This window comes from Streptomyces sp. MGP-P1 (assembly GCF_057766565.1).
The window spans coordinates 2,862,220-2,887,228 of the sequence record NZ_JBYMEM010000007.1; the positions used below are offsets into that span (position 1 = coordinate 2,862,220).

Annotated in this window: 14 protein-coding genes; 9 read left to right on the forward strand and 5 right to left on the reverse strand. The window is 72.4% G+C overall.

The genetic code is table 11. The features are described from left to right. Positions 1-339: 339 nt before the first annotated feature. The 3 genes from AC3CH1_RS34525 to AC3CH1_RS34535 are packed head-to-tail and all read right to left on the reverse strand — an operon-like array spanning position 340 to position 2,623. Positions 340-1,215, reverse strand: a complete 876-nt coding sequence (locus AC3CH1_RS34525; RefSeq protein WP_488466474.1) for a class I SAM-dependent methyltransferase — start codon at positions 1,213-1,215, stop codon at positions 340-342. Next, positions 1,212-1,859: a TIGR04282 family arsenosugar biosynthesis glycosyltransferase gene (locus tag AC3CH1_RS34530; protein ID WP_488466475.1), complete on the reverse strand. Its 648-nt coding sequence runs from the start codon at positions 1,857-1,859 to the stop codon at positions 1,212-1,214. Before AC3CH1_RS34530 ends, AC3CH1_RS34525 begins: the two co-directional genes overlap by 4 nt. Then, positions 1,856-2,623, reverse strand: coding sequence for a glycosyltransferase family 2 protein (locus tag AC3CH1_RS34535; RefSeq protein ID WP_488466476.1), 768 nt, complete (start codon positions 2,621-2,623; stop codon positions 1,856-1,858). Before AC3CH1_RS34535 ends, AC3CH1_RS34530 begins: the two co-directional genes overlap by 4 nt. Before the next feature lie 118 nt (positions 2,624-2,741). On the opposite strand from AC3CH1_RS34535, the gene AC3CH1_RS34540 reads away from it, so the two are divergent. Together AC3CH1_RS34540 and AC3CH1_RS34545 are read left to right on the forward strand one after the other, a co-directional pair. Beyond that, the gene (locus AC3CH1_RS34540; RefSeq protein ID WP_488466477.1) at positions 2,742-3,539 is read left to right on the forward strand and encodes a response regulator transcription factor; all 798 of its coding nucleotides are present in this window, start codon (positions 2,742-2,744) and stop codon (positions 3,537-3,539) included. After that, the gene (locus tag AC3CH1_RS34545; protein WP_488466478.1) at positions 3,536-3,754 is read left to right on the forward strand and encodes a hypothetical protein; all 219 of its coding nucleotides are present in this window, start codon (positions 3,536-3,538) and stop codon (positions 3,752-3,754) included. Before AC3CH1_RS34540 ends, AC3CH1_RS34545 begins: the two co-directional genes overlap by 4 nt. Here the strand turns inward: AC3CH1_RS34545 and AC3CH1_RS34550 are convergent. Together AC3CH1_RS34550 and AC3CH1_RS34555 are read right to left on the reverse strand one after the other, a co-directional pair. Continuing rightward, complete coding sequence (locus AC3CH1_RS34550; protein ID WP_488466479.1) at positions 3,735-4,832, reverse strand: NAD-dependent epimerase/dehydratase family protein; 1,098 nt, start codon at positions 4,830-4,832, stop codon at positions 3,735-3,737. The genes AC3CH1_RS34545 and AC3CH1_RS34550 overlap by 20 nt on opposite strands. Before the next feature lie 432 nt (positions 4,833-5,264). Then, positions 5,265-6,212, reverse strand: a complete 948-nt coding sequence (locus AC3CH1_RS34555; RefSeq protein WP_488466480.1) for a methionyl-tRNA formyltransferase — start codon at positions 6,210-6,212, stop codon at positions 5,265-5,267. Between the two features lie 248 nt (positions 6,213-6,460). Here AC3CH1_RS34555 and AC3CH1_RS34560 point away from each other — a divergent pair, with 248 nt between their 5' ends. The 7 genes from AC3CH1_RS34560 to AC3CH1_RS34590 all read left to right on the forward strand — a co-directional run bounded on the left by AC3CH1_RS34560 (position 6,461) and on the right by AC3CH1_RS34590 (position 25,005). Continuing rightward, entirely contained in the window at positions 6,461-7,819 is a 1,359-nt protein-coding gene (locus AC3CH1_RS34560) for a lysine N(6)-hydroxylase/L-ornithine N(5)-oxygenase family protein (RefSeq protein WP_488466481.1), read from the forward strand. A gap of 109 nt (positions 7,820-7,928) precedes the next feature. Then, positions 7,929-8,987, forward strand: coding sequence for a FecCD family ABC transporter permease (locus tag AC3CH1_RS34565; protein ID WP_488466482.1), 1,059 nt, complete (start codon positions 7,929-7,931; stop codon positions 8,985-8,987). Between the two features lie 38 nt (positions 8,988-9,025). Continuing rightward, on the forward strand, positions 9,026-10,087 hold the full coding sequence (locus AC3CH1_RS34570) for a FecCD family ABC transporter permease (protein ID WP_488466483.1): 1,062 nt from the start codon (positions 9,026-9,028) through the stop codon (positions 10,085-10,087). 37 nt (positions 10,088-10,124) lie between these two features. Next, entirely contained in the window at positions 10,125-10,994 is an 870-nt protein-coding gene (locus tag AC3CH1_RS34575) for an ABC transporter ATP-binding protein (RefSeq protein ID WP_488466484.1), read from the forward strand. Positions 10,995-11,130: 136 nt separating this feature from the next. Beyond that, positions 11,131-12,183 carry an iron-siderophore ABC transporter substrate-binding protein gene (locus AC3CH1_RS34580; RefSeq protein WP_488466485.1) on the forward strand — a complete coding sequence of 351 codons (1,053 nt, stop codon included), beginning with the start codon at positions 11,131-11,133 and terminating at the stop codon, positions 12,181-12,183. Between the two features lie 55 nt (positions 12,184-12,238). Further along, a complete protein-coding gene (locus AC3CH1_RS34585; RefSeq protein ID WP_488466486.1) occupies positions 12,239-14,029 on the forward strand; it encodes an ABC transporter ATP-binding protein in 1,791 nt (596 codons plus the stop codon). A 59-nt stretch (positions 14,030-14,088) separates the two neighbouring features. Further along, a complete protein-coding gene (locus tag AC3CH1_RS34590; RefSeq protein WP_488466487.1) occupies positions 14,089-25,005 on the forward strand; it encodes an amino acid adenylation domain-containing protein in 10,917 nt (3,638 codons plus the stop codon). Positions 25,006-25,009: the final 4 nt, after the last annotated feature.

Below are 25,009 nucleotides of genomic sequence, written 5' to 3' on the forward strand. Positions count from 1 at the left end.
GCCGCGCCGCCTGTACGGCGAGGGCCCGTTCCACCTGCTGCTGCTCGCCGCCACGTTCTGCCTGGCCGGCTACGCGGGCGTACGGCTGCTGGACGGGGACACCGTCGGCGTGCTGCTCTGGTTCGCGGGGTCGGCCGTCCTGCACGACCTGGTGCTGCTGCCGGTGTACGCGGGGGCCGACCGGGCGCTGCGCGCCGCGCTCGGCCCCCGGCCGTCCCTGGTGAACTTCGTCCGGGTCCCGGCGTTCCTCTCCGGACTGCTCCTGCTGATCTGGTTCCCGCTGATCGCCCGGCGCACCGAACGGCGGTACGAGGCCGCCGCCGGCACCTCCCCGGACGTCTACTTCGGCAACTGGCTGCTGATCACCGGCGCGCTGTTCGGGCTCTCCGCGCTCTGGCTGCTGGTCCGGGCGGTCCGCTCCCGTACGGGCCGGCGCAGCGAGACGAAGGTCCGCCCCTCCGCGCCCCACTGACCGGCCGTGAGCCAGCCGCCCGCGTGGGCGTGCCGCAGCAGGGCCGGCGTGCCGATCCGCGCCCATGGGAACGGCTCGGCGTCACGCGCGGAGGCGGGGGCGGTCCTTCCATCCCCTTGGTCCCGCCCGTCGTCGAGACGGACCCGGACCCGTTCGTCCACGTCGACGGGGGCGGTCTCGGCGATCAGCAGCCCGCCGACGCCGAGCAGATCGGCCGCCCGGTCCAGCAGGGCGGCCGGGTCGCCCCCGATGCCGATGTTGCCGTCGAGGAGGAGAAGGGTGCCCCAACGGCCCTCCCCGGGCAGCGGGTCGAACACGCTGCGGAGCAGCGCGGCGCCGCCGAGCCCGCGCGTACGGGCCACCGCCGCCTCGCTGACATCGATGCCCAGCGCCCGGTGTCCGAGCGAGGTCAGCTCCGCGACCAGCCGCCCCGGCCCGCAGCCGATGTCCAGCACCGGGCCCTCGCACCGGTGCAGCGCGGACAGATCGGCGGAGCCCGCGTCGGAGCACCAGCGCTCCACGTCCAGCGGCAGCAGCCAGCCGTCGTTGCGGCGCAGGAACAACGGACCGCGTCCGGTGCGCAGGGCGTTGGCGTACGGGTCGGCGCCCCACGGAGCGGTGCGGATCGGCGCGGCGCCGGGGGTGTCCGTGGAGCCGACGGCCGCTCCGTGGGCGTCCGGGGCCTCGACGCGGTCGGCCGGGGCCGGGGGGACGAGCCCGGACGAGGGCACGGTCGTACTCATCGCACCCCCGCCCCGGTGAGCCGGCCGAGCACCGCGGCGAACCGGCCGCCCGGCGCCGCCGACGCGACCCGGTGGGCGTCGGCCGCGGTGTCCACGTCGACCAGTACCGGCAGATCGCGCACGGCGAGCTCCGCCTCCACCAGTCTGCGCCGCTGCACCGCACCCGTTTCCGGGACGGACATCGGCACCCCGCGCAACAGGGCCGGATCGGGATCCGCCAGGCCCAGGGCCCAGAAGCCGCCGTCCTCGGCCGGGCCGAACCAGGCCCCGACGCCGTCCCAGGCGCCCGGGGCGAGAGCGGGGGCGAGCAGATCGGACGTGATCTGCGGGGTGTCCATGCCGACCAGGAGGGCCGGCCCCGTACACCCGCCGAAGGCCGCGGCGATACGTTCGTCCAGACCGCCCACGCTCTGCGGCACCACCTCGAAGCCCGGGGGAACCCAGGGGCCCGGCCGCCCGTCGAGGACCAGCACGCGCCGCCGGGCGGGCAGGGCGAGCACCGTGTCCAGGGTGTCCGCGAGGGCCGCGGCGGCGAGCTCGGCGGCCTCGGCCGGGGAGAAGGGCGGGCAGAGCCGGGTCTTGACCCGCCCCGCCACCGGCTCCTTCGCGATGACCAGGAGCTCCGTCGGCCCGTACGCGCTCATCGAACGGCCTCCGCCCCCGCGCGCCCGGCCCGGTCCGGTGCCCGGTCCGCCGGTGGCTCCCGCAGCACGCCCCGCATGTCGCGCACCGCCTGCCAGGTCCCGCGCCAGGTGCCGGTCACCTTCGACTTCCCGGTGCGCGGCCGGTAGGGGACGTCGCTCTCGGCGACCCGCAGCCCGGCGTCGGAGGCCCGGACCACCATCTGGAGCGGATAGCCGCTGCGCCGGTCGGTGAGGTCCAGGGCGAGCAGATCGCTCCGGCGGGCCGCCCGCAGCGGGCCGAGGTCGTGCAGGCGCAGACCCGTGCGGCGGCGCAGCATCCGGGCCAGTGCCAGATTGCCGGCGCGCGCGTGCGGCGGCCAGGCGCCCCGGCCCTCGGGGCGACGGCGGCCGAGCAGCAGATCGCACTCGCCGTCCGCGATCCGCCGCACGAAGCCGGCCAGCAGCGCGGGGTCCAGCGACCCGTCGCAGTCGCAGAAGCAGACGAACTCGGCCTCGGCGGCGAGCAGCCCGGCGTGGCAGGCCGCGCCGAACCCGCGCCGTTCCTCCGTGACGACGTGCGCGCCGAGGGAACGGGCGAGCTCGGCCGAACCGTCGGTCGAGCCGTTGTCGACCACGATCGCGCGCCAGCCGTCGGGGACGCGATCGAGCACCCAGGGCAGCGCGGCCGCCTCGTCGAGGCAGGGCAGCACGAGGTCGGCCCTGGGCAGGCCGGTGTGCGGGGCGGGCGGAAACGGAAGAGCGGCAGAAGAATCGGTCACCCGCATCACCCTACGGAGACAACTGGGGCATTCAGGGCATCAGGTTCTTACGAAACATGGACATCGGCCGGATGGGGGTGGTCGGGCCCGGGTCTCCCGGGGCCGGGGTGCCAGAGTGAAGGCCATGGAGAACACCCCGCCCGCCCGGCATCCGGCGCCCGTCCCGCAGGGGGCGCGCGGCCGGGTCCTCGTCGTGGACGACGACCCGACCGTCGCCGAGGTCGTCGTCGGCTATCTGCACCGCGCCGGCTACACCGTGGAGCAGGCCGGCGACGGCCCCGCCGCGATGGAACGGTTCCTGGCACACCGGCCCGACCTCGTCGTCCTGGACCTGATGCTCCCCGCCATGGACGGGTTCGAGGTCTGCCGCCGGATGCGCGAGCACGGCCCGGTCCCCGTCATCATGCTCACCGCCCGCGGTGACGAGGAGGACCGCGTCCTCGGACTGGAGACCGGCGCCGACGACTACGTCACCAAGCCGTTCAGCCCGCGCGAACTGGTCCTGCGGGTCGACTCCGTGCTGCGCCGCGCCCGGGCCGCCGTACCGGCGGACGGGGTCGGTCCGCTGTCCGCGGGCGGGCTGAGCCTCGACCCGGCGTCCCGGCAGGCCTACCGCGACGGGCGCGGACTGGCCCTGACGCTAAGGGAGTTCGACCTGCTCGCCTTCCTCCTCCGGCACCCCGGGAAGGCGTTCGGGCGGGAGGAGCTGATGCGGGAGGTCTGGGGGTGGGACTTCGGCGACCTGTCCACGGTCACCGTCCACATCCGCAGGCTGCGCGGCAAGGTCGAGACGGACCCCGCCCGCCCCCGGCTCATCCGCACCGTGTGGGGCGTGGGCTACCGCCTGGACGCCGAAGCGGGCCATGCGGAGGAGGACGCGGCCACCGCCCCCGTGCCGCCGGCCGGGGGCCGTTCGCGGTGAAGGACGTCCTGCTCATCGCGCTCTTCGCCCTTCTCGGCGCGGCGGCCGCCGGACTCCTCGGCGCGGGCGTCCTGCGCCTCCTGCGGCACCGTTCGCTGGTGGTCTCGCTGCGCTTCGTCGCCGGGGTGGCCGTCACGGCGATGCACGCCGGGCGCGCCGAGGTCCGCAACGTACAGGGCGGCCGCTGCTTCTCCGTCACGCTCCCGACAGCGTGACGGCGCTCTCCTGCCGGCTGCCCGCCGAACCACGCAGCGGGGCCGCCGCGAAGTCCGCCATCCCCTCGGCGAAGGAGACCCGGGGCCGCCAGCCCAGCTCCTCGCGCAGCGCCCGCGAGTCCGCCGTGACGTGGCGGACGTCCCCGAGGCGGTACTCCCCGGTCACCACCGGGTCCGGTCCGCCGTGCGCGCCGCCCAGCGCGGCGGCCATCTCCCCGATGGTGTGCGGCTCGCCGCTGCCGGTGTTGTACGCGGCGAAGGACGCGGGCCGCCGCTCCCGTACGGCCTCCAGGGCCACCGCGTTCGCCGCCGCCACATCATGGACGTGGACGAAGTCGCGCCGCTGGCCCCCGTCCTCGTAGACCCGGGGGGCCTCGCCGCGTGCCAGGGCCGAGCGGAAGAACGAGGCGACGCCGGCGTACGGGGTGTCGCGCGGCATGCCCGGCCCGTACACGTTGTGGTAGCGCAGCGACACCGCCCGGCCGCCCGTCGCCCGTGCCCACGCGGCGGCGAGGTGCTCCTGGGCCAGCTTCGTCGACGCGTACACGTTGCGCGGGTCCGCGGGCGCGTCCTCGGCCACCAGACCGGGCGTCAGCTCCGCCCCGCAGTCCGTGCAGCGAGGCTCGAAGTTCCCCGCCCGCAGATCGGCCTCCGCCCGCGGTCCCGGGCGGACCGTGCCGTGCCGGGGGCAGGCGTAGCGGCCCTCGCCGTAGACCACCATCGACCCGGCCAGCACCAGGTCCCGGACCCCGGCAGCGGCCATCTCCGCCAGCAGCACCGCCGTACCGAGGTCGTTGCACCCCACGTACAGCGGGGCGTCCGCGAAGTCCTTGCCGAGGCCGACCATGGCCGCCTGGTGGCACACGGCGTCCACCCCGGCCAGCGCGTCCGCCACCGCATCCCGGTCCCGGACGTCCCCGACGACCACCCGGTCGCCCGGCAGTTCCGGGGGCACGCCGCCGGGGTGGGCCGAGGGCAGCAGGGCGTCCAGCACCACGCTCTCGTGCCCGGCCGCGGTGAGTGCGGTGACGACATGTGACCCGATGAACCCGGCTCCGCCGGTGACCAGTACGCGCATGACCGCCACGCTAGGGCCCGGCGAGCCGCCGGACCGGGCGCGGCGCGCACCCGTCACGAGTCCGTAAGGACCTGTCCGCCGTCCCGGTCGGCGCACGCGCCGGCCGAGAGTGAGCTGGCGAGTGAGCGACCGGATGCCTGGGCCGAGGCCGTGGTGGCCGGGCTGGACGGCGTGTCGTTCGTCGCGGTGGGTGCTCAGGGGGGTGCTCCGGTGGGGGCGAAGCGGGACGCCTTCTATCGCCTGAGGCGAGGCGAGGCGACCTCCGGCTCGGCGCGCTCTTCGGCGCCGCGCAGAGCGCGCGCCGCCGGACCATGTCGCCGGGCCGGAAGAAGAAGGCGGAGCCCAAGGGGTACCGGCTGGTCCGCATCGACGCCTCGACGGCCCCGGCCGCCGTCCCGGCCCGCTCAGCGGGCCGGGCGGCAGCCCCACGGATCAGGGGCGGCCGGTGAGGTAGCCGCCCATCGAGGTGAAGTACTCGGTCGCGGGCAGCTCGCGGCCGTCCTCGGTCCGTACGCGCGTGATCGCGAGGCCGTGGTTGCGGCCGGTGCGGGCGTCGGCCCCGGCGACGATCACCACGCCTTCGCCCTCCCGGTAGAACACCCGGCCGGGCGTGCCGCCGTAGCGGTTCTGGGACACGACGGCGGAGAGGACTTCCAGCCGCCGGCCCCGGTGGAAGGTGAAGGCGCTCGGGTAAGGGGCGGACTGGGCGCGGATCAGCCGTTCGAGATCCTCGGCGGGCCAGCTCCAGTCGATACGGATGTCCTCGGCGGCCCGCTTGTGGAAGAAGGTCGCCTTCGACCGGTCCTGGGGGGTGAACTCGGTCTCTCCGGAGGCTATGAGGGCGAGTGCGCCGATGGTGACCGGGGCGATGAGGTCGACGGTGCGGTGGAAGAGGTCGGTGGCGGTGTCCGTCGGGCCGACCGCTATCGCCTCCTGGCGGACGATGTCGCCGGCGTCGAGTTCGTCGTCCATCAGGTGCGCGGTGACGCCGACTTCGCTCTCGCCGTTGATCAGCGCCCAGATCAGCGGCGAGAATCCGGCGTACTTCGGCAGCAGCGAGTCGTGGACGTTCAGCGTGCCGTGGCGGGGGAGGCCGAAGATGCGCGGCGGTATCCAGGTCCGCCAGTTGTTGGCCACGATGATGTCCGCGTCCGCCTCCTTGAGGCGCTCGAACAGCTCCTCGTCGTCGGGGCGTTCGCGGATCAGGACGGGTACCCCGTGCTCCTCGGCGAGATCGGCGACGGAGTCGCTCCAGATCTTCTCGTACGCGTGCTCACTCCTGGGGTGCGTCACGACCAGCACCACCGTGTGCTCGGATTCGAGGAGGGCCTGCAGGGTGCGGTGCCCCCAGGTCTGGTAACCGAACATGACGACCCGCATGGGTTCCTCCTCGGGGCAGGGATGGGCCGGGCAAGTAAAGCAAGCCTCACCTGAGTCGGCAACACGGCAGGCCATCGAGCACGCATGACGAGCCGTCAGCGAATTGTCACCCCAGTTGCCCTATCGACAAGGCTTGTTGGTCAGCTTAGGCTCACCTAAATTCTGGTGGGCGGTGCCGTCGGCCTGCCCGCCCTTCGCCATCAACCTCCATGCCTGACAGGCGACTTTCCCAGACGAATGGGAGTGACATGTCACAGGTTCTTCCTGGCGACACACCACTGGTCCACGACCTCATCGGCATCGGCTTCGGCCCGTCGAACGTGGCCATGGCGATCGCGCTCAGCGAGCACAACAGCAAGGTCGGCAGGCAGGATTCGGTCACCGCCCACTTCTTCGAGCAGCAGTCGAGCTTCGGCTGGCACCGCGGCATGCTCATCGACGACGCCACCATGCAGGTGTCCTTCCTCAAGGATCTGGTGACGCTCCGGAACCCGGCCAGCGAATTCAGCTTCCTCTGCTACCTGCAGAGCAGGGGTCGGCTGATCGACTTCATCAACCACAAGAACCTCTTCCCGCTGCGGGTGGAGTTCCACGACTACTTCGAGTGGGCCGCGGCCAAGGTCGACGACCTGGTCTCCTACGGCCACGAGGTCGTCGCCGTCGCACCGTTCGTGCACGACGGGACCGTGGAGTACCTCGACGTGACCGTCCGGTCCGGAGAGGGGCTGGCTGTCCACCGGGCCCGCAACCTCGTCATCGGAACCGGGCTGCGCCCCCTCATGCCCAAGGGCGTGGAGCGCGGCGAACGCGTCTGGCACAACTCCGACCTGCTGCGGAAGGTCGACGGCCTGGAGGACGCCTCGCCCTCGCGGTTCGTCGTCGTCGGCGCCGGCCAGAGCGCCGCCGAGAACGTCGCCTACCTGCACCGCCGTTTCCCGGACGCCGAGGTCTGCGCGGTCTTCTCCCGCTACGGCTACAGTCCCGCCGACGACAGCAGCTTCGCCAACCGGATCTTCGACCCCGACGCGGTCGACGACTACTTCGCCGCCCCCGAGGAGGTCAAGAGCCGGCTGATGGCCTACCACGGCAACACCAACTACTCCGTGGTGGACATCGACCTGATCGACGACCTCTACCGCCAGATGTACCGCGAGAAGGTGCTGGGAACCGAACGGCTGCGCTTCCTCAACGTGTCCCGGATCACCGGAGTCGAGGAGAACGCCGACGGGGTCAGGGCGACCGTCAAATCCCTGGTGACCGACGAGGAGTCGGAGTTGGACGCCGACGTCGTGGTGTTCGCCACCGGGTACAGCCCCGCCGACCCGCTCGGCGTCCTCGGCGAGGTCGCGGAGCGCTGCGCACGTGACGACGCCGGCCGCGTACGGGTCGAGCGCGACTACCGGATCGTGACCGACCCCGGCCTGCGCTGCGGCATCTACCTCCAGGGCGGTACGGAGCACACGCACGGCATCACCACCTCGCTGCTCTCCAACACCGCGATACGGGTCGGCGAGATCCTGGACTCCCTGCTCGACCGGCGGGTCAAGTCCACCTCCGACGAGTCCAGGCCCGTGGCGGAGGCGTCCGGCGGCGCCACGCCGCGTTAGCGCGTCGAGCGCCGTCGACGCACCGTGAGTTCCGGCTTCCGGCCCGCCCGGCGACCTGCCGGGTGGGCCCCGCGGGACCACTCCGATCAAAGGGATATCGTTCCTCGACATGTTCACGACTGAGGTGGAGCGCCCCGTGCCCGGGGGGACGGCCGACACCCGACGGCGGCGGGTCGTCGGGCTGGGCGTCCTCACGGTGGCCCTGGTGATCGCGGCAGCGGTGTCCATGGCCGTCGGGGCGCGCGCGCTGAGCCCCACCGAGGTCTGGCACGGGCTGTTCGCGGACCCCGGGCCCGACCAGAAGCTCACCGAGATCCGGCTCATCGTGCAGACCGTGCGCGTGCCCCGCACGGTCCTCGCGATCGTGGCGGGCCTGGCCCTGGGCGTGGGCGGCGCGCTGATCCAGGGGTACACGCGCAACCCGATCGCCGACACGGGACTGCTCGGTGTGAACGCCGGAGCCTCTTTCGCCGTGGTGTCGGTCATCGCCCTGTTCGGATTCACCGACCCGTTCCAGTACGTCTGGTTCGCCTTCGTGGGCGCGGGGATCGCCGGCGTCGTCGTCTTCGGCCTGGCCAGCATCGGCAGAGGCGCGGGCAACCCCCTGACCCTCGCTCTGGCCGGACAGGGCGTCACGGTGTTCCTCGCGGCGATGACCACGGCGGTGGCCCTCTCCGACCAGAAGTCGTTGAACGCGCTGCGATTCTGGAACGCGGGTTCTGTCGCCGGCGTCGGCTTCGACGTCATCTGGCCGGTGACGGGGTTCATCGCCGTCGGGCTGGTCCTGGCGCTGATCACGTTGCCCGCCCTCAACCTGCTCACCCTGGGCGACGATGTGGCGCGCGGCCTGGGCGTGAACATCGCGGTGAGCCGGACCATCGGCATCGTCGCCGTCACGCTGCTGGCGGGGGCCGCCACGGCGGCCTGCGGGCCCATCGCCTTCCTCGGGCTCATGGTGGCCCACGTGGCCCGCTATCTGACAGGCCCCGACTACCGCTGGCTGGTGCCGTACGCGGGGCTGCTCGGCGCCGGTGTGCTGCTGGTCTGCGACATCGTGGGCCGCCTGGTCGTGCGGCCGGGGGAGCTGGAGTCGGGCGTCGTCGTCGCCCTCCTCGGAGCCCCGTTCTTCGCGCTCCTGGTGTGGCGAGGAAAGTTCAGGAGCGCGTGATGCGGGTCCACGAGCACACGAGGGAAGTCCAGGAGCCCATGAGCGGAACCGAAGTGCGAGCGTCGATGCCGCGGGGCGTGCGGCTCGGCCAGGTGTCGTTCGTCTGGCGGCCCTGGCTCGTACTGGTCACGCTGGTGCTCGCGGCGGCGGCCTTCCTGGTCTTCTGTCTCTCCATCGCCGTCGGTGACTTTCCCATCGGCCTCTCCCGGGTCATCGCCACCCTCTTCGGCCGGGGCGAACAGGTCGACGCGTTCGTGGTCATGGACCTCCGGATGCCCCGGGCGCTGGCCGGTCTCATCGTGGGCATCGCCCTGGGCCTCTCCGGGGCCATCACCCAGTCCGTGGCGCGCAATCCGCTCGCCAGCCCGGACATCCTGGGGATCACCACCGGAGCCGGCGCCGTCGCGGTGTTCCTGGTGACGGCGACGGGCGGCACCGCCGCGGCGATCGCCGGTTCGGTGGGGCTGTCCTCGGCGGCCCTCCTGGGCGGTCTCGGCACGGGGCTGCTGGTGTACTTCCTCGCCTGGCGACGCGGGATCGACGGTTTCCGGCTCATCCTCATCGGCATCTCCGTCACCGCGGCGATGCAGGCCATAACGGTGTGGCTGCTGGCCTCCGCCGACATCCGGGACGTGGCGCGCGCCCAGGTGTGGCTGATCGGCTCGCTGGACAACCGGAGCTGGGACGAGGTCCGGGTGGCGTTCTGGGGCACCCTCGTCCTGCTCGTCGTCGTGGCCGCGGTGGCCTTCCCGTTCAAGCCCATGCACCTCGGCGACGACGTCGCCGCCGGGCTGGGCGTACGGTTCACGCGGGTTCGGGCCGTCCTGCTGCTCTGTGCCGTCCTGCTGGCCGCGGTGGGGGTGAGCGCGGCGGGTCCGGTGCCGTTCGTCGCCCTGGTGGCACCACAGGTGGCGATGCGTCTGGCGCGCCGGCCCACGCCGCCGTTGATCGCCTCGGGGCTGGTGGGCGCGCTGCTGCTGATCGGCTCGGACCTTCTCGCCCGCGCGGCGCTGCCGATCGGTCTGCCGGTCGGGGTGGTCACCGCGGTGATCGGGGGACCGTTCCTCGTCTACCTGTTGGTACGGGCGAACCTCCGGTAGATGGTAGAAGTTAGGCTGACCTCAACAAGGGGGGCTTGTGGCCGCTCAGTTCACCGCCCGGACCGAAGCGGGCGTCGAGGACGTCCCACGGCTGGCAGCCAGGGGCATCACCGTCGGCTACGGCGACCGCACGGTCATCGACCAGCTCGACGTAACCGTTCCACCCGGCGTGATCACCACGATCATCGGCCCCAACGGGTGCGGGAAGTCCACCCTGCTGCGGACCCTGAGCCGACTGCTCAAACCGGCAGGCGGTTCCGTCGTGCTGGACGGCGAGGACATCGGCACGCTCCGTACCAGGGACGTGGCGAAGAAGCTCGGACTGCTGCCGCAGGCGCCCGTGGCCCCGGAAGGGCTGACCGTCGCCGACCTCGTCGCCCGCGGACGCCACCCGCACCAGAGCTGGCTGCGGCAGTGGTCCTCCGACGACGCCGACGTCGTGCGGCGGGCACTGGCCATGACCGGGGTGGCGGACCTGGCCGACCGGCCCGTCGACTCGCTCTCCGGCGGCCAGCGCCAGCGCGTGTGGATATCGATGACCCTGGCTCAGGGCACCGACCTGCTGTTGCTGGACGAGCCGACCACCTACCTGGACCTGGCCCACGCGATCGACGTACTCGACCTGGTCGACGATCTGCACGAGTCGGGCCGCACCGTGGTCATGGTCCTGCACGACCTGAACCTGGCCACGCGCTACAGCGACAACCTCGTCGTCATGCGGGCGGGAGCCGTCCTGGCGCAGGGACACCCCCGGGACGTGATCACCGCCGAACTGCTCCACGAGGCGTTCGGGCTGCGGGCCGAGGTGATCGACGATCCGGTGGGCGACCGGCCGCTCATCGTGCCGATCGGCCGCACACACGTCCGGCGCGAACCGTCGAACGGGCCCGCACCACAGGGCCGCTGACCACCTGGCCGATCCAACTCAGCGTGACCGATGGAAAGTTATCCGGTTAGGCTAGGCTGACCTCACTTGCCCGGGGTACAGTCTGGCTGCCCTCGTACCGGGGCGCAGTGGACAGTGCGAAAGCAAGGGATTTTGGATGTCTCTCCATCGAACGACGCTTGTGAAGCCGTGGCAGCGGCTGGCCGCGGCCGTCTCCGCCGCGACGCTGGGCGTCGGTCTCCTCGCGGGATGCGGTACCGATTCGGCGGAGGAGAAGAAGAACGACGACGCCCCTGCCGCCGCCGGGGGCGCGTTCCCCGTCACGGTGGAGCACGCGTTCGGATCCACCGAGGTCAGCAAGGCTCCCCAGCGTGTCGTCACCGTCGGCTACACCGACGACCAGGCCGTCCTGGCGTTCGGCGTCAAGCCGGTCGGCATGGTCGACCAATACCCGAACCCGGCCGGACAGACGCCCGACATCAACACGCAGTGGCCCTGGGTGAAGGACCAGTGGGGCGACACGCGCCCCGAGGTCGTCATGAAGAACGGTGACGCGGGCCCCAACTTCGAGAAGATCGCCTCCCTGCGGCCGGACCTGATCATCGCGGTCTACTCCGAGGTCGACAAGGCGGCCTACGAGAAGCTCTCCAAGATCGCCCCGACCGTGGGCCGCACCAAGGGCGAGAAGGAGCTCTTCAGCGCCCCGTGGCAGGACAACGCGGTGCACATCGCCAAGGCGCTCGGCAAGGAGAAGGAGGGCGCCGAACTGGTCAAGGGCATCCAGACCAAGCTGGACGCGGCCAAGAAGGCGCACCCCGAGTTCGGCGGACAGAAGGCCGTCGCCCTGTCCTGGTACAAGGACTCGATCTCCGCGTTCGCCTCCACGGACGTGCGGGGCCGGCTCATCACGGGCACCGGATTCGGCTACCAGACCGAGATCGACAAGATCGCGGACGGCGGATTCTCCACCGAGCTCTCGCCCGAGCGCATCGACCTCATCGACGTCGACCGGATCTTCGTCATCAACGACAAGGCCGACACGGAAGCGCTGAAGAAGTTCGAGCTGTTCGACAACCTCCCGGCCGTCAAGAACGGCAAGGTCTCCTACCTGCTGGACAGCGAGGGACCGGCGATCGGCGCGGCGATGTCCCAGGGCACCCTGCTCTCCCTGCCGTACGCCATCGACGAGCTCGTCGCCTCGGTCAAGTAACGATGACGATCCGACGCCCCCTCCCTCGACTCCCTCGGCGAGAACCGGTCTCCGTGTGACTACCACCAGAACCACCCCCCTCGCCGGGACGACCCTGCGCACGGCCACCGGACGCGAAGCCACCCGCTGGGTGGCCGAGCACTGCCGGAGGGCACGGTGGCTGACCGCCTCCACCGTGCTCACCACGGTCGCCGGGGCCGCGTTGCAGGTGCTCCCGGTGCTGCTCCTCGGCCGGGTCGTCGACGGGGTGGTCGGCGGCGACTCACGCTCGATACTGCTCACCGTCGGGGTGCTGATGGTGGGTGCGGCGCTCCTCGGCGCGGCGGCCTCCGCGGCCTCCACGTACCTGATCGGCAGACTCGGCGCCGAACTGCTCGCACGGCTCCGCGAGGAAGCCGTGCGAGCCGTTCTGGGGATGCCGAGCGCGCGCGTGGAGCAGGTGGGTCGGGGGGATGTGCTGTCCCGCGTCGGTGACGACGTGGCCGTGCTCTCCAAGGGCATCCGTACGGCCATCCCCACCGTGTTCTCGGCCGGAGTCCTGGTGGCCATCGCGACGATCGGCATGTTCGGTCTCGACTGGCGGCTCGGCCTGGCGGGAGCCGGCGCCCTGCCCGCCTACGCGCTGGCGCTCCGCTGGTACCTGCCCCGCTCGGCGCCGCTCTACCGCGAACAGCGGGTGGCCCAGGCCGATCGCGCCCAGGCCCTGATCAGTGGACTGAACGGCATCGACACGGTCCGCGCCTACCGTATGGAGGACTCCGTACGGGAGAAGGTCACCAGCGAGTCGTGGCGGGTGCGGAACCTCGGGGTCGAGGTGTTCCGCTTCTTCGGACGGTTCGTCGGCCGGGAGAACCGGGCCGAGTTCATCGGGCTCGTCCTGATCCTGGTCGTCGGGTACGCCCTGCTGGAGGCGGACGCCGCCACCCTGGGCGAGGTGTCGGCCGCCCCGCTGATGTTCCACCGCCTGTTCACCCCGCTCGGCGCCATCATGTTCACCTTCGACGAGGCGCAGAAGTCCGGTGCGAGCCTCACCAGGCTGGTGGGCGTGTTCTCGGAGCCCTCCGAGGAACGGCTGGTGGGCGACGGCTCGGTGGCCGCTGCCGACAACACGCCCCACGCCGTCACCGTACGGGACCTGACGTTCACCTATCCCGGGGCCGAGGACCCGGTCCTGCGGGGCGTGTCCCTGTCCATCCCGGCCGGGGGCTCCCTCGCCCTGGTCGGGGCGACGGGCGCCGGCAAGTCGACCCTGGCCGCGCTGGTCGCCGGCATCGGGCGACCACAGGCCGGGTCGGTGCGCATCGGGACGCACGACCTCGCGGGGACGGACGAGGCCGGGGCGCGCGCCCTGGTCAGCATCCTGACCCAGGAGACCCATGTGTTCTCCGGCCCCCTCGCCGACGACCTGCGGCTCGCCGCACCCGACGCGAGCGACGACGAGCTGAGGGACGCGCTGCGCACGGTCGGCGCCGGGGGATGGCTCGACCTGCTCCCCGACGGTCTGGACACCCCGGTCGGCGAGGGCGGCGAACGCCTGGACGTCACCAAGGTCGCCCAGATCGCCCTGGCCCGGCTGGTGCTCAGCCGCTCACCCGTGGTCGTACTCGACGAGTCGACCGCGGAGGCGGGCAGTGAGGGCGCGGCCGAGCTGGAACGCGCCGTGCTGGCCGCCTGTTCCGGCCGGACCACGCTGTTCGTGGCCCACCGGCTGACCCAGGCGATGGCGGCGGACCGGATCGCCGTGCTGGACGCGGGGCGCGTGGTGGAGGAGGGAACGCACAGCGAACTGGTCGCGCTGGGCGGCCAGTACGCCCGGTTGTGGCGTGCTTGGCGAGAGGGCAGTTGAGCGCACTCCGGCCGAGAGCCGGGTCAATTCGCATACGTCGGAAGGGTGCTGAGACTTCGATGTCCGAACCGAACGGTTCCCGCCTGGAGCTTTCCCCCACTCGGCTGGCCGCCGTACGCCGACGGCTCGGCGACTACAGCGACCGGACCATCGTCGAGGCGTGCACCGTCGCCCTCGCGTACTGGGCGACCGGCACCGCCCCGGACGGCATGGAGCTGACACCCGCCACGCCCTTCCCCGACGTCCTCGGACGGCTCCACGGCGGAACCGATGGAACCGGCGGAACCGGCGGAGCCGGCGGTCGACCGGCCGATGCCGAGTGTCGCGTCGTCGCCGTGCCGGCCGGGATCGACCCGGCCGAGGCCCAGCAGGTCCTCGACGACCTGGCCGACTTCCCCGACCGGCCCCTCGGCACCATGGGCCCGTCCGGTCCCCGTGCCCGGGCCGAGGAACTGGCCCGGTGGAACGACACCCGGGCGGACCGGGTCTGCCCGACCCTCATGGAGATGTTCCGCGAGCAGGCGCGCCTGAGACCGGACGCCGTCGCGATCGTCGACGAGCACCGGTCGCTGACGTACCGCGAAGCGGAGCGGCTGTCCGCCCAGTTGGCGCACCACCTGATCGAACGGGGCCTCGGCGCCGAACAGGTCGTCGGAATCTCGCTCGGCCGCTCCGCGGAGATGGTCGTCGGCCTCCTCGCCGTGCTCCGGGCCCGAGGCGCGTTCGTCCCCCTCGACCCCCAGTGGCCCGCCACCCGCAGGAACGTCGTCGTCGAGGACGCCACGGTCGTACTGCAGCTCAACTCCACGGGCAAGGCCGACGCGGGGGAACCGGACGCCGTCTCCGTCGACCTCGGCGACTGGAAGTACGGTGCCCACCCCGGGGACGCGCCCGACGTGAGCGTCCCCGGGGCCTCCCTGGCCTATGTGATCTTCACGTCCGGCTCCACCGGACGGCCCAAGGGCGCCATGATCCGACACGAGGCGATCAGCGAACGCCTGTTGTGGCAGTCCGCCGAGATCCTTCACTTCGGCCACGACGACGCGTCGCTCTTCAAGGCCCCGCTCTCCTTCGACATCTCCGTCAACGAGATATTCCTGCCGCTGGTCACCGGCGGCCGTCTCGTGATCCTGCGGCCCGGCGGCGAACGCGACCCGCACCACCTGCTCGCCGTCATCGCCGAGCAGCGCGTCACCTTCACCTACCTGGTCTCGTCCATGCTGGACGTCCTCCTGGAGATCGCGGGCGACTCCGGCCGCCTCGACTGCCTGCGGCACGTCTGGTGCGGCGGCGAGGTCCTCACCCCGGAGCTGTACGAGCGGTTCCGCGACCGCCTCGACATCCCCCTCTACCACGGCTACGGCCCCGCCGAGACGACCATCGGCGTCTCCCACGTCATCTACCGGGGAGCCGCGGAACGGCTGTCGACCTCCATCGGCAGGGCCAACCCCAACACCCAGCTCTACGTGCTCGACGACGAGCTGCGGCCCGTGCCGGTCGGCGTCGGCGGCGAGCTGTACGTCGGAGGACTCCTCCTGGGACGCGGATATGTGGGCGCGCCGGGCCTCACCGCCTCCCGCTTCGTGGCCAACCCCTTCGCCTCGGACGGTTCCCGGTTGTACCGGACGGGCGACCTGGCGCGGTACGCCCCCGACGGTTCGCTGGACTTCCTGGGCCGCGCCGACAACCAGGTCAAGATCCGCGGCATGCGGCTGGAGATCGAGGACGTCGAGGCCTCCCTCGCCGAACACCCCGGCGTACGGCACACCTGTGTCGTCGCGAGGAAGAACACGGTGGGCGGCACCTACCTGATCGGATACGTCATCCCGTCCGGCGGCCATCAGGACCTGGGCGCGGACGAAGTCAAGGAGTGGGCCACGGCCAACATGGTCGAGTACATGGTGCCCGCCCACCTCGTCGTACTGACGGAGTTCCCGCTCACCGCGAACGGCAAGCTCGACCGGAAGGCGCTCCCGGAACCCGTCGTGGGCGCCGGAGCCCCCGTGGCGCCCGCCACCGAGAACGAGCGCCTGGTCTGCGAGGCGGTCGCGCGGGTGCTGCGGCTGGACCGCGTCGGCGCGGACGACGACTTCTTCCAGCTCGGCGGCGACAGCATCCTGGCGATCTCCCTCCTCAGCGCCCTGCGCGAGGCCGGCCTCCACGTGAGCGCCCGGCAGATCTTCACCAACACCGTCGTCGGGGCGCTGGCGGCCGTGGCGAGCGCCGAGTCGCTCGCCGCCGTCGACCACGGTGACGTCGCGACCGGCACCGTCGTCGGTTCGCCCATCGTGCAGTGGCTGGGCGAGACCACGGACGCGATCGACGGCTTCGTGCAGTCGGTCGTCCTCACCACCCCGGCGGAGCTGACCGCCGACGCCCTCGACGACCTGCTCGACGCGGTGCTCACCCGGCACGACATGCTCCGCGCCAAGCTCGTACGCGGCGAGCGCTGGGGCTTCGACATCCCGCCGGCCGGGAAGAGCGCACCCTGCTGGGAGGAGAGCGACGCCCCGCCCGCGGAGTGCGTCGCCCTCGCCACCGACGCGCTCGACCCGGACAACGGCGTCATGCTCCGCGCCGTCTGGCGCCGCGAGGCACGCCAACTCGTACTGGTCGCCCACCACGTGGTGATCGACGGCGTGTCCTGGCGCATCCTCATGGACGACCTGGCCACGGCCTGGCGTCAGCACTCCACCGGCGCCCCCGTCGACCTGCCCCCGGTCGGCACCTCCTTCCGGCGCTGGACCCAGCTGCTGGGCCGCGCGTCGTTCGACACCGACCGCGGGCACTACGCCAGGCAGCTGCCAGCCGCCGACGCGCCCCTCGGCAGGCGTGCGCTCACCGCGGCCGACACCGTGGAACGGGAGCGGACCCGAACCGTCTCCGTCGGGCCCGGGACCACGGCCGCACTGCTGGGCGAGATCCCCGCCAAGTTCCACGCCGGAGTCAACGACGTCCTGCTGACCGCCCTCGCCGTCGCCCTCGCCCGCCTGCGCCATGACCGGGGGCAGGACCAGACGTTCGCCCACATCGAGCTGGAAGGGCACGGGCGCGAGGGACGCTTCGTCGCGGCCGCAGCCGGGTTCGACCCCGAACTGTCGCGTACCGTCGGCTGGTTCACCACCCTGTTCCCGGTCGTCGTGGATCCCGGAACGGCGCCCGATCCCACCGCGCCCGCCTACCTCGCCGCCGCCCTCAAGGCGGTCAAGGAGGACCTCGCCCGCGTACCGAGCAACGGAATCTCCTACGGCGCCCTGCGCCATCTGGCCGGAGACGGGCCGACCGGCCCCGCGCCCCAGGTCCTCTTCAACTACCTGGGACGTTTCGACGCCGGCACCGCCGGTGACTGGCAACTCAGCCACACGACCGGCCAGTTGGGTGAGAAGCGCGACCCGTCGATGCAGCTGCCGCGCGCCCTGGAGTTCAACGCGATCGCCGAGCCCGACGCCGACGGCGCGTACGAACTGGTCACCACCATCTCCTGGCCCGACGGCGTCTTCACCGAGGAGGACATCACCGCCCTCGGCGACCACTTCCGCTCCGCCCTCACCTCGCTCGCCGCGCTCGACGACGGCGGCCACACGCCCAGCGACTTCCCGCTGGTGCCCCTGACCCAGGCCGACGTCGACGCACTGGACGGCCCGGCGCTCCTCGACATCCTGCCGCTGACCCCCTTGCAGGAGGGCTTCTACTTCCACACCGTCTACGACGACGACACCACGGGCGCCTACGTCGAGCAGCAGGTGCTGACCCTGGACGGCGACGTGGACGCCGACCGCCTCGCCGCGGCCGCCACCCGGCTGCTCACCCTCTATCCCAACCTGGCAGCCCGCTTCACGGACCTCGCCGACGGCAGGGTCGTCTCCGTCGTCGAGCGTGGCAGGACCGCACCCTTCGTCACCCTGGACCGCCCCGCCCTCACCGACGAGGAGATCCGCGACCTCGCCGAGCAGGACCGCGGGAACGGGTTCGACCTCGCCCACGGGCCGCTGATGCGGTACACGCTCATCCGAGCCGGCGCCCGGCGCCCCGTCCTGGTGCAGACCGTGCACCACATCATCGCCGACGGCTGGTCGGTGCCGCCGATGCTCCGCACCCTGCTGGCCGAGTACCACGCACCGGGATCGGTGTACCCGATCGGCGGCTACCGCGACTACGTCGACTGGCTCTCCGCACGCGACCAGGGCGAGAGCGACCGGGTGTGGCGCGAGGAGCTCGCCGGACTGCCGGGCCCCTCCCTGGTCGCCGAGGGGCACACCCCCTCCCCGCGGTTCGCCGACGTCTCGGCCGAACCCGCCGACGACATCGACGCGGCCGCACGCTCGGCCGGGATGCCCCTGAGCGTGGCCGTGCACAGCGCCTGGGCGGCGACCCTCGGACCCATCCTGCACAGCAGGGACGTCGTCTTCGGCTCCACCGTCTCCGGACGTGACGCCGAGCTGCCCGGCATCCGGGACATGGTCGGCCTCTTCATCAACACCATTCCCGTGCGGGCCCGTTGGACAGCGAACGACACGGCGTACGACCTCCTCGACGCCGTGAAACGCCACCAGGGCGCGGTCCTGGCACACCAGCACGTCTCCCTCGCGCGGATCGGCCGGCTGCACGGCACGGGCTCGCTCTTCGACACCCTGGTCGTCTTCGACATCGCGACCGACGTGGCCGCCCTGCGCCGACCGGACGACACCCTCACCATCGCCGACATCGTCAACGAGGGCGCACCGCACTACCCGTTGACGCTCGTCGTGGAACGCGCGCAGGACGGCCGCTCGCGCTTCAACCTGATCTACGACGGAGACCTCCTGCGCCCCGAAGGCGCCGGGGCGATCCTCGACACGTTCACCCGGAACCTCACCGGACTGCTCGGCCGCCCGGACGACCCGGTCGACCTGCTGGCCGTCACGCCCGGCAGCGTCCCGGCACGCGAGACGTCGACGACCCTGGTCGAGATGTTCGACGCCGCCGCGCTCCAAGACCCTGCGGCCACCGCCGTCACCCAGTGCGCGCTGGACGGCGCCACCCGCTCCCTCACCTACGGCGAACTCGCCTACGCCAAGAACGAGTTGGCCGCCGCCCTGCGCGCGGCCGGGGTCGGGCCGGGGCACCGCGTCGCCGTCGCCGTCCCGCGATCGCTGGAGCAGGTCGTCGCCCTGGTCGCCGTCGTCACCGCCGGAGGCGCCTACGTACCGCTGGACCTGGCCTATCCGGACGAGCGGCTTCAGTACATCCTCGCCGACGCCGCCCCGCAGGTCGTCCTCGTGGACCGGGAGCAGCAGGGCCGCTTCACCGGGTTGCTGGACCGGGCGGGCGTGCGGGCCCGGGTGCTCGTCCAGGGCGACGAACACCCCCTGGACACCGACCTCCCGGCCGTCGCTCCCCGGGACCCCGCGTATGTCATCTACACCTCCGGCTCGACCGGGCGGCCCAAGGGCGTCGTCGTCCCGCACTCCGCGGTGACGACGCTCCTCGCCAACACGGCCGCGGACGTGGGCTTCGGACCGGACGACGTAGGCGTCCAGTTCCACTCCTTCTCCTTCGACTTCGCCGTCTGGGAGCTGTGGGGCACTCTCGTGCACGGCGGCGAACTGCTTGTCCCGGAGTACGCGCTGACCCGCTCGCCGGTCGACTTCCACCGGCTCGTCCGGCAACGCGGCGTGACCGTGCTCAACCAGACCCCGTCCGCCTTCCACCGGTTCATCGAGGCCGACCTGCACGCGCAGGAGCCGGTCACGGCGCTGCGCCGCGTCATCTTCGGCGGCGAGGCGCTCGACCTCGGGCGGCTGCGCGGATGGGTGGAGCGGCACGGTACGGGCTCGCCCGAGCTGGTCAACATGTACGGGATCACCGAGACCACCGTCCACGTCACCCATCGGGTCCTGACGGACGAGGACTTCGCCCGGGGCGCCGACGCCGGTCCCATCGGCGCGCCGATCCCCGGACTGGCCACCCATCTCCTGGACGACCGGCTGCGGCCGGTGCCGCCGGGCCGGGTCGGCGCCATCTACGTCGCGGGCGACCAGGTGTCCCTCGGCTATCTGGGGCGCCCCGGGCTCACCGCCGCGCGGTTCGTGGCGAACCCGTTCGCCTCCGACGGCTCCCGCATGTACCACACGGGCGACCTGGCCCGCCGGACCCTCGACGGTGAGCTGGAGTTCGCCGGACGCGCCGACGACCAGGTGCAGGTGAAGGGGTTCCGGATCGAGCCGGGCGAAGTGGAGAGCGCGATCCGGGAATGTGACGGCGTCGTCGACGTGGCCGTCACCGTGGCGGACGACGGCGACCATCTGGTCGCCCATGTCGTCGGCGAGCCGCCCGCGGACCTCATCGGCCTGCTCGCCGCCAAACTGCCCGCGCACATGGTGCCGGGCCGGGTGCTGCCGGTGGACGCCCTGCCGCTGACCGTCAACGGCAAGCTGGACCGCAAGGCGCTGACCGAACGGGCCGCCCAGCACACCGACCCGCCACAGGGGATCCCGCAGCCCACCGGCGACTCCGCGCTCACCACGCTGACCGGCATCTTCGCCGAGACGCTCCCGGGCGCCACCGTGGACGCCGACACCGACTTCTTCGGCGCCGGGGGCGACAGCATCGTCGCCATCACCGTGATCAACAGGGCCCGGGCGCTCGGTCTGGCGATCGCACCCCGGGACGTCTTCCTCTTCAGGACGCCCCGCGCCCTCGCCGGCCACCTGGCCGAGCGCACCCCGCGGGCCATGCAGGCGCCCACGTCCCGCCGCGCGGACGGACCGCTTCCGCTCACCCCGATCATCCTGCGCCGGCGGGAGCTGGCCGGGTCGCTCCGCGGCTTCGCCCAGGCCCGGTCGGTGACCGTCCCCGAAGGCACCCGCCTCGACGACATCCGCCGCGCGGCGAACGCCCTCGTCGCCGCACACCCGGCCCTGCGCCTGCGCCTGCGCGTCGAGCACGGCGTGTGGGCCCTGCGCACCGAACCCGCCCGCGAGACGGCCGTCGGCACCCCGGACGCTCCCGACGCCACGACCGCGGCGAACGAGGCCGCCGGGCGGCTCGACCCGGAGACCGGGGATGTCGTCGCGTTCTCCTGGCTCGCGGCGAGCCGCACCCTGGTCGTCACCGTCCACCACATCGCCGTGGACACGGTGTCCTGGCTGATCCTCCTCGACGACCTGGCCACCGCCCTCACCGGGGCGGCCCTGCCGGAGCCGACCACCTCCTACGCCTCCTACGCCGAAGCGCTCACCGTGCGGACCGCCGAGCAGACCGACGACCCCGGCCACTGGATCACCACCCTCCGGGCCCCGGCCCTGCTGCGCACCGTCCAGGGCCACCGCGACAGGACGGCCGTCCTCCCGCCCGGAGCGAGCGACCGGGTGACCCGCGGCGCACCCGGCGCGCTCGGGCTCGGACTCACCGAGCTGCTGGGCGGAGCCCTGCGCACCGCGCTGACCCGGATCCAGGCCGCGCCCACCGACCTCGCCGTCGAGCTGGAGCGACACGGCCGGGTCCCGGCCGCGGAGCACCACGACTACTCCCGTACGGTCGGCTGGTTCACCTCCATCGCCCCCCTACGCCTCACCGCCCACACCGACCCCGTCGCCTCGGCGCGCGAGATCGCCGAACGCCAGCCGGACGAGGACGGGCACGTCGCCTACGGCCGCCTCAGGTACCTCAATCCGCAGACGGCCCCCCTGCTCACGGCCCAACCGCAGGTCCTGTTCAACTACCTCGGCCGGGGCGGCGAGTCGGACGCCCTGCCGATCACCACGGGCGACCGGAACAGCCCGTACGCCGTCGAGGTCAACGCCTGGACCGATGACACCACCGGCTCCCTCCACGCGGCCTTCACCCTCGCCGAGGGCATACCCGACGCGATCACCGACCACTGGCTCGCCGCCCTGGAACAGATCGGGAACGCCACCGAGAGGGCCGAGCGCACCGCACCGGTCACCCCGCTCCAGCGAGGCCTGTTCTTCCAGGCCCAACTGGCGGGCCCGGCGGGGCACTACGTCGCGCAGAGCTACTTCGCCTTCGACCGGCGCCTGGACACCGACGCGCTGGCCGAGGCGATGGCGTACGTGATCACGCGCCACCCCGTCGTCGGCGCGGGTTTCACCACCGACGACGACGGAAGCCCCGTCCAGGTCCTCAAGGCCGGACGGCGGGTCGCCGTCCGCACCCTCGCGCTGACAACGGAGGACGAGGTCGAGGCCCTGCGTACGCGGGACCGCGAGCAGGGCTTCGACCCCGGCGAGCCGCCGCTCGTCCGACTGACCGTCGTCAGGATGCCCGACGGCCGCGACGGCCTGCTGCTCAGCTACCACCTGCTGCTCTGGGACGGCTGGTCCCGCGAGATCCTGCTGCGCGACCTGTTCGACGCGTACGAGGCCGTGGTGGCGGGCCGGCCGTGGGACACGACGCCGGCCGTGCCGGGCTTCGAGGAGTACGCCCGGACACTCGCCGCGAAGGACCAGGCCGTTTCCGAGCGCTTCTGGGCCGAGCACCTGGCGGGCCTGCCGGGACCGACGCTGCTCGCCGGACCGGCCCCGGACCTCATCGAGGAGCTGCCGCGACCGCTCGTGCACACCCTGTCCGCCGAGCTGTCGGAGCTGCTGCGCGAAACGGCGCGGACCCGGAGCGTCACACTCAACTCGGTGCTGACCGGCGCCTTCGGCCTCCTGCTCGGAGCCCGTACGGGCCGCGGCGACGCGGTCTTCGGCGTGGCCGTCTCGGGCCGCGAGGGCGAGGGACACGGCGACATCGTCGGAGTCCTGCTCAACACCGTCCCCCTGTGGACCCGGGCCCGGCCCGAGGAGACGGTCGACGCGTACCTCTCGTCCGTGCAGGCGGCGCGCGTGGCGGCGATGGACCACGAGCACCTGGGGCTCGGCGAGATCCAGCGGGCCGGTGGGCACGACACCCTGTTCGACAACCTGTTCGTACTCCAGAACTTCCTGGACCCGGACGCCTTCGCGGAGATGAACACCCGCCACGGCATCACCTCCGTCCGGGCGGACGACTCCACGCACTACCCGTACACCTGGGTTGTCACACCCGGCGACCGGCTCACGGTCAAGCTGGAGCACCGCCACGGAGATACCGACAGCGCCCGCCGTCTCCTGGAGGACTACCTGCGCGTCCTGGAGGACGTCGCGCGGGCCGAGGGGCCGACGGGCGCGCTGCGCGGCCTGGGCCCGGACCCCATACCCGCCGGGCGCACCGAGGTCGGCACGGACACCGTCGTCGACCGCTTCGACCAGGCGGCCGAGCGCGATCCGGGGCGCATCGCGCTCGTCGCCGACGGCGCCACGATGACCTTCGCCGAACTGCGCGAGCGCAGCCGGGCCGTGGCCGGCGTCCTCGCCCGGCGAGGTATCGGGCCCGAGACGACCGTGGGCCTGGCGATCCCGCGCTCCCTCGACTGGATCGCGGCGCTGTTCGCGGTGTTGCGCGTCGGGGCCGCGTACGTGCCCCTGGAGCTGGACCACCCGGACGAGCGGATCGCGGCCATCGTCGAGGACGCCCGCCCCGAGGTGATCCTCACCGTGAGCGCGGTGGCGCCCCGGCTGAACGGCGAACTGATCAAACTGGACCGCCCGTTGCCTCAGGCCGAGCCGTACACGACGTTCGCGCCGGACGACCCCGACCGGCTGCGCCACCCCGCGTACACGATCTACACCTCCGGCTCGACCGGGAAGCCCAAGGGCGTCGTGACCGAATACGCGGGCCTCACCAACATGCTGATCAACCATCAGCGCCGGATCTTCGAGCCCGTCCTCGCCGAACACGGTCACCGGGTCTTCCGGATCGCGCACACCGTGTCCTTCGCGTTCGACATGTCGTGGGAGGAGCTGCTGTGGCTCGCCGACGGCCATGAAGTCCACATCTGTGACGAGGAGTTGCGTCGCGACGCCCCCCGACTGGTCGCGTACTGCGTCGAGCACGGCATCGACGTCGTCAACGTGACCCCCACCTACGCCCAGCAGTTGGTCGCCGAGGGGCTGCTGGAGGACCCGCAGAGGCGGCCCGCACTGGTGCTGCTGGGCGGTGAGGCCGTCTCCCCGACGCTGTGGCAACGGCTCGCGGAGACCGAGGGCACGGTCGGCTACAACCTGTACGGGCCCACCGAATACACCATCAACACCCTCGGCGTCGGCACCTTCGAATGCCAGGACCCGGTGGTCGGCGTGGCCATCGACAACACCGACGTCTACGTCCTCGACCCGTGGCTGCGCCCGTTGCCCGCCGGAGTGCCCGGCGAGCTGTACGTGGCGGGCATCGGCATCGCACGCGGCTACCTGGGGCAGAGCGCCCAGACCGCACACCGCTTCGTCGCCTGCCCCTTCGGCAGCCCCGGGGAGCGCATGTACCGCACCGGGGACCTGGTGATCCTGCGGCCCGACGGGAACATCTCCTACCTGGGCCGCACCGACCAGCAAGTCAAGATCCGCGGCCACCGGGTCGAACTCGGCGAGGTCGAGGCCGCGTTCGCGGCCCATCCGGCGGTCCGCTTCGTCGCGGCCCTCGCCCAGCCCGACCCACAGGTGGACGGCGCCCACCGGCTGGCCGCCTATCTGGTCCTCGCCGACACCGCGGACCTGGCGCGGGTCGCCGCCGAGGTGGGCGCCGGGCTGCCCGACTTCCTGCGCCCCACGCACTTCGCCCAGGTGGACGGCATCCCGCTCACGGTGAACGGGAAGGCCGACGCCAAGGCGCTGCCGGAGGCCAGGCCGCTGGGCGCGCTGACCACGGGGGAGGAGCGCGGCCCGGAGACCGTGACGGAGAGCACCGTCTGCGAGTTCTTCGCCGAGGCGCTCGACCTCGACGACGACGAGGTCAGCGCGGTCGGCGACTTCGTCTCCCTCGGGGGGCACTCCATGCTGGCGGTGCGGCTGATCGGGCTCCTCCGCCGCGAGTACGGTCCTGTCATCACCATGCGCCACCTGTTCACCCTGCGAACCCCGGAAGCGATCGCCCGCCACCTCGATGAGAACTCCTGAACCG

What these genes read in the sequence shown, in the direction of transcription:
- AC3CH1_RS34555 (WP_488466480.1), bottom strand. Translation starts at nt 6,212, where the DNA reads ATGCGGGTCGTCATGTTCGGTTACCAGACCTGGGGGCACCGCACCCTG.
- AC3CH1_RS34560 (WP_488466481.1), top strand. Translation starts at nt 6,461, where the DNA reads ATGTCACAGGTTCTTCCTGGCGACACACCACTGGTCCACGACCTCATC.
- AC3CH1_RS34590 (WP_488466487.1), top strand. Translation starts at nt 14,089, where the DNA reads ATGTCCGAACCGAACGGTTCCCGCCTGGAGCTTTCCCCCACTCGGCTG.
- AC3CH1_RS34535 (WP_488466476.1), bottom strand. Translation starts at nt 2,623, where the DNA reads ATGCGGGTGACCGATTCTTCTGCCGCTCTTCCGTTTCCGCCCGCCCCG.
- AC3CH1_RS34565 (WP_488466482.1), top strand. Translation starts at nt 7,929, where the DNA reads ATGTTCACGACTGAGGTGGAGCGCCCCGTGCCCGGGGGGACGGCCGAC.
- AC3CH1_RS34580 (WP_488466485.1), top strand. Translation starts at nt 11,131, where the DNA reads ATGTCTCTCCATCGAACGACGCTTGTGAAGCCGTGGCAGCGGCTGGCC.
- AC3CH1_RS34540 (WP_488466477.1), top strand. Translation starts at nt 2,742, where the DNA reads ATGGAGAACACCCCGCCCGCCCGGCATCCGGCGCCCGTCCCGCAGGGG.
- AC3CH1_RS34525 (WP_488466474.1), bottom strand. Translation starts at nt 1,215, where the DNA reads ATGAGTACGACCGTGCCCTCGTCCGGGCTCGTCCCCCCGGCCCCGGCC.
- AC3CH1_RS34550 (WP_488466479.1), bottom strand. Translation starts at nt 4,832, where the DNA reads ATGCGCGTACTGGTCACCGGCGGAGCCGGGTTCATCGGGTCACATGTC.
- AC3CH1_RS34570 (WP_488466483.1), top strand. Translation starts at nt 9,026, where the DNA reads ATGAGCGGAACCGAAGTGCGAGCGTCGATGCCGCGGGGCGTGCGGCTC.
- AC3CH1_RS34530 (WP_488466475.1), bottom strand. Translation starts at nt 1,859, where the DNA reads ATGAGCGCGTACGGGCCGACGGAGCTCCTGGTCATCGCGAAGGAGCCG.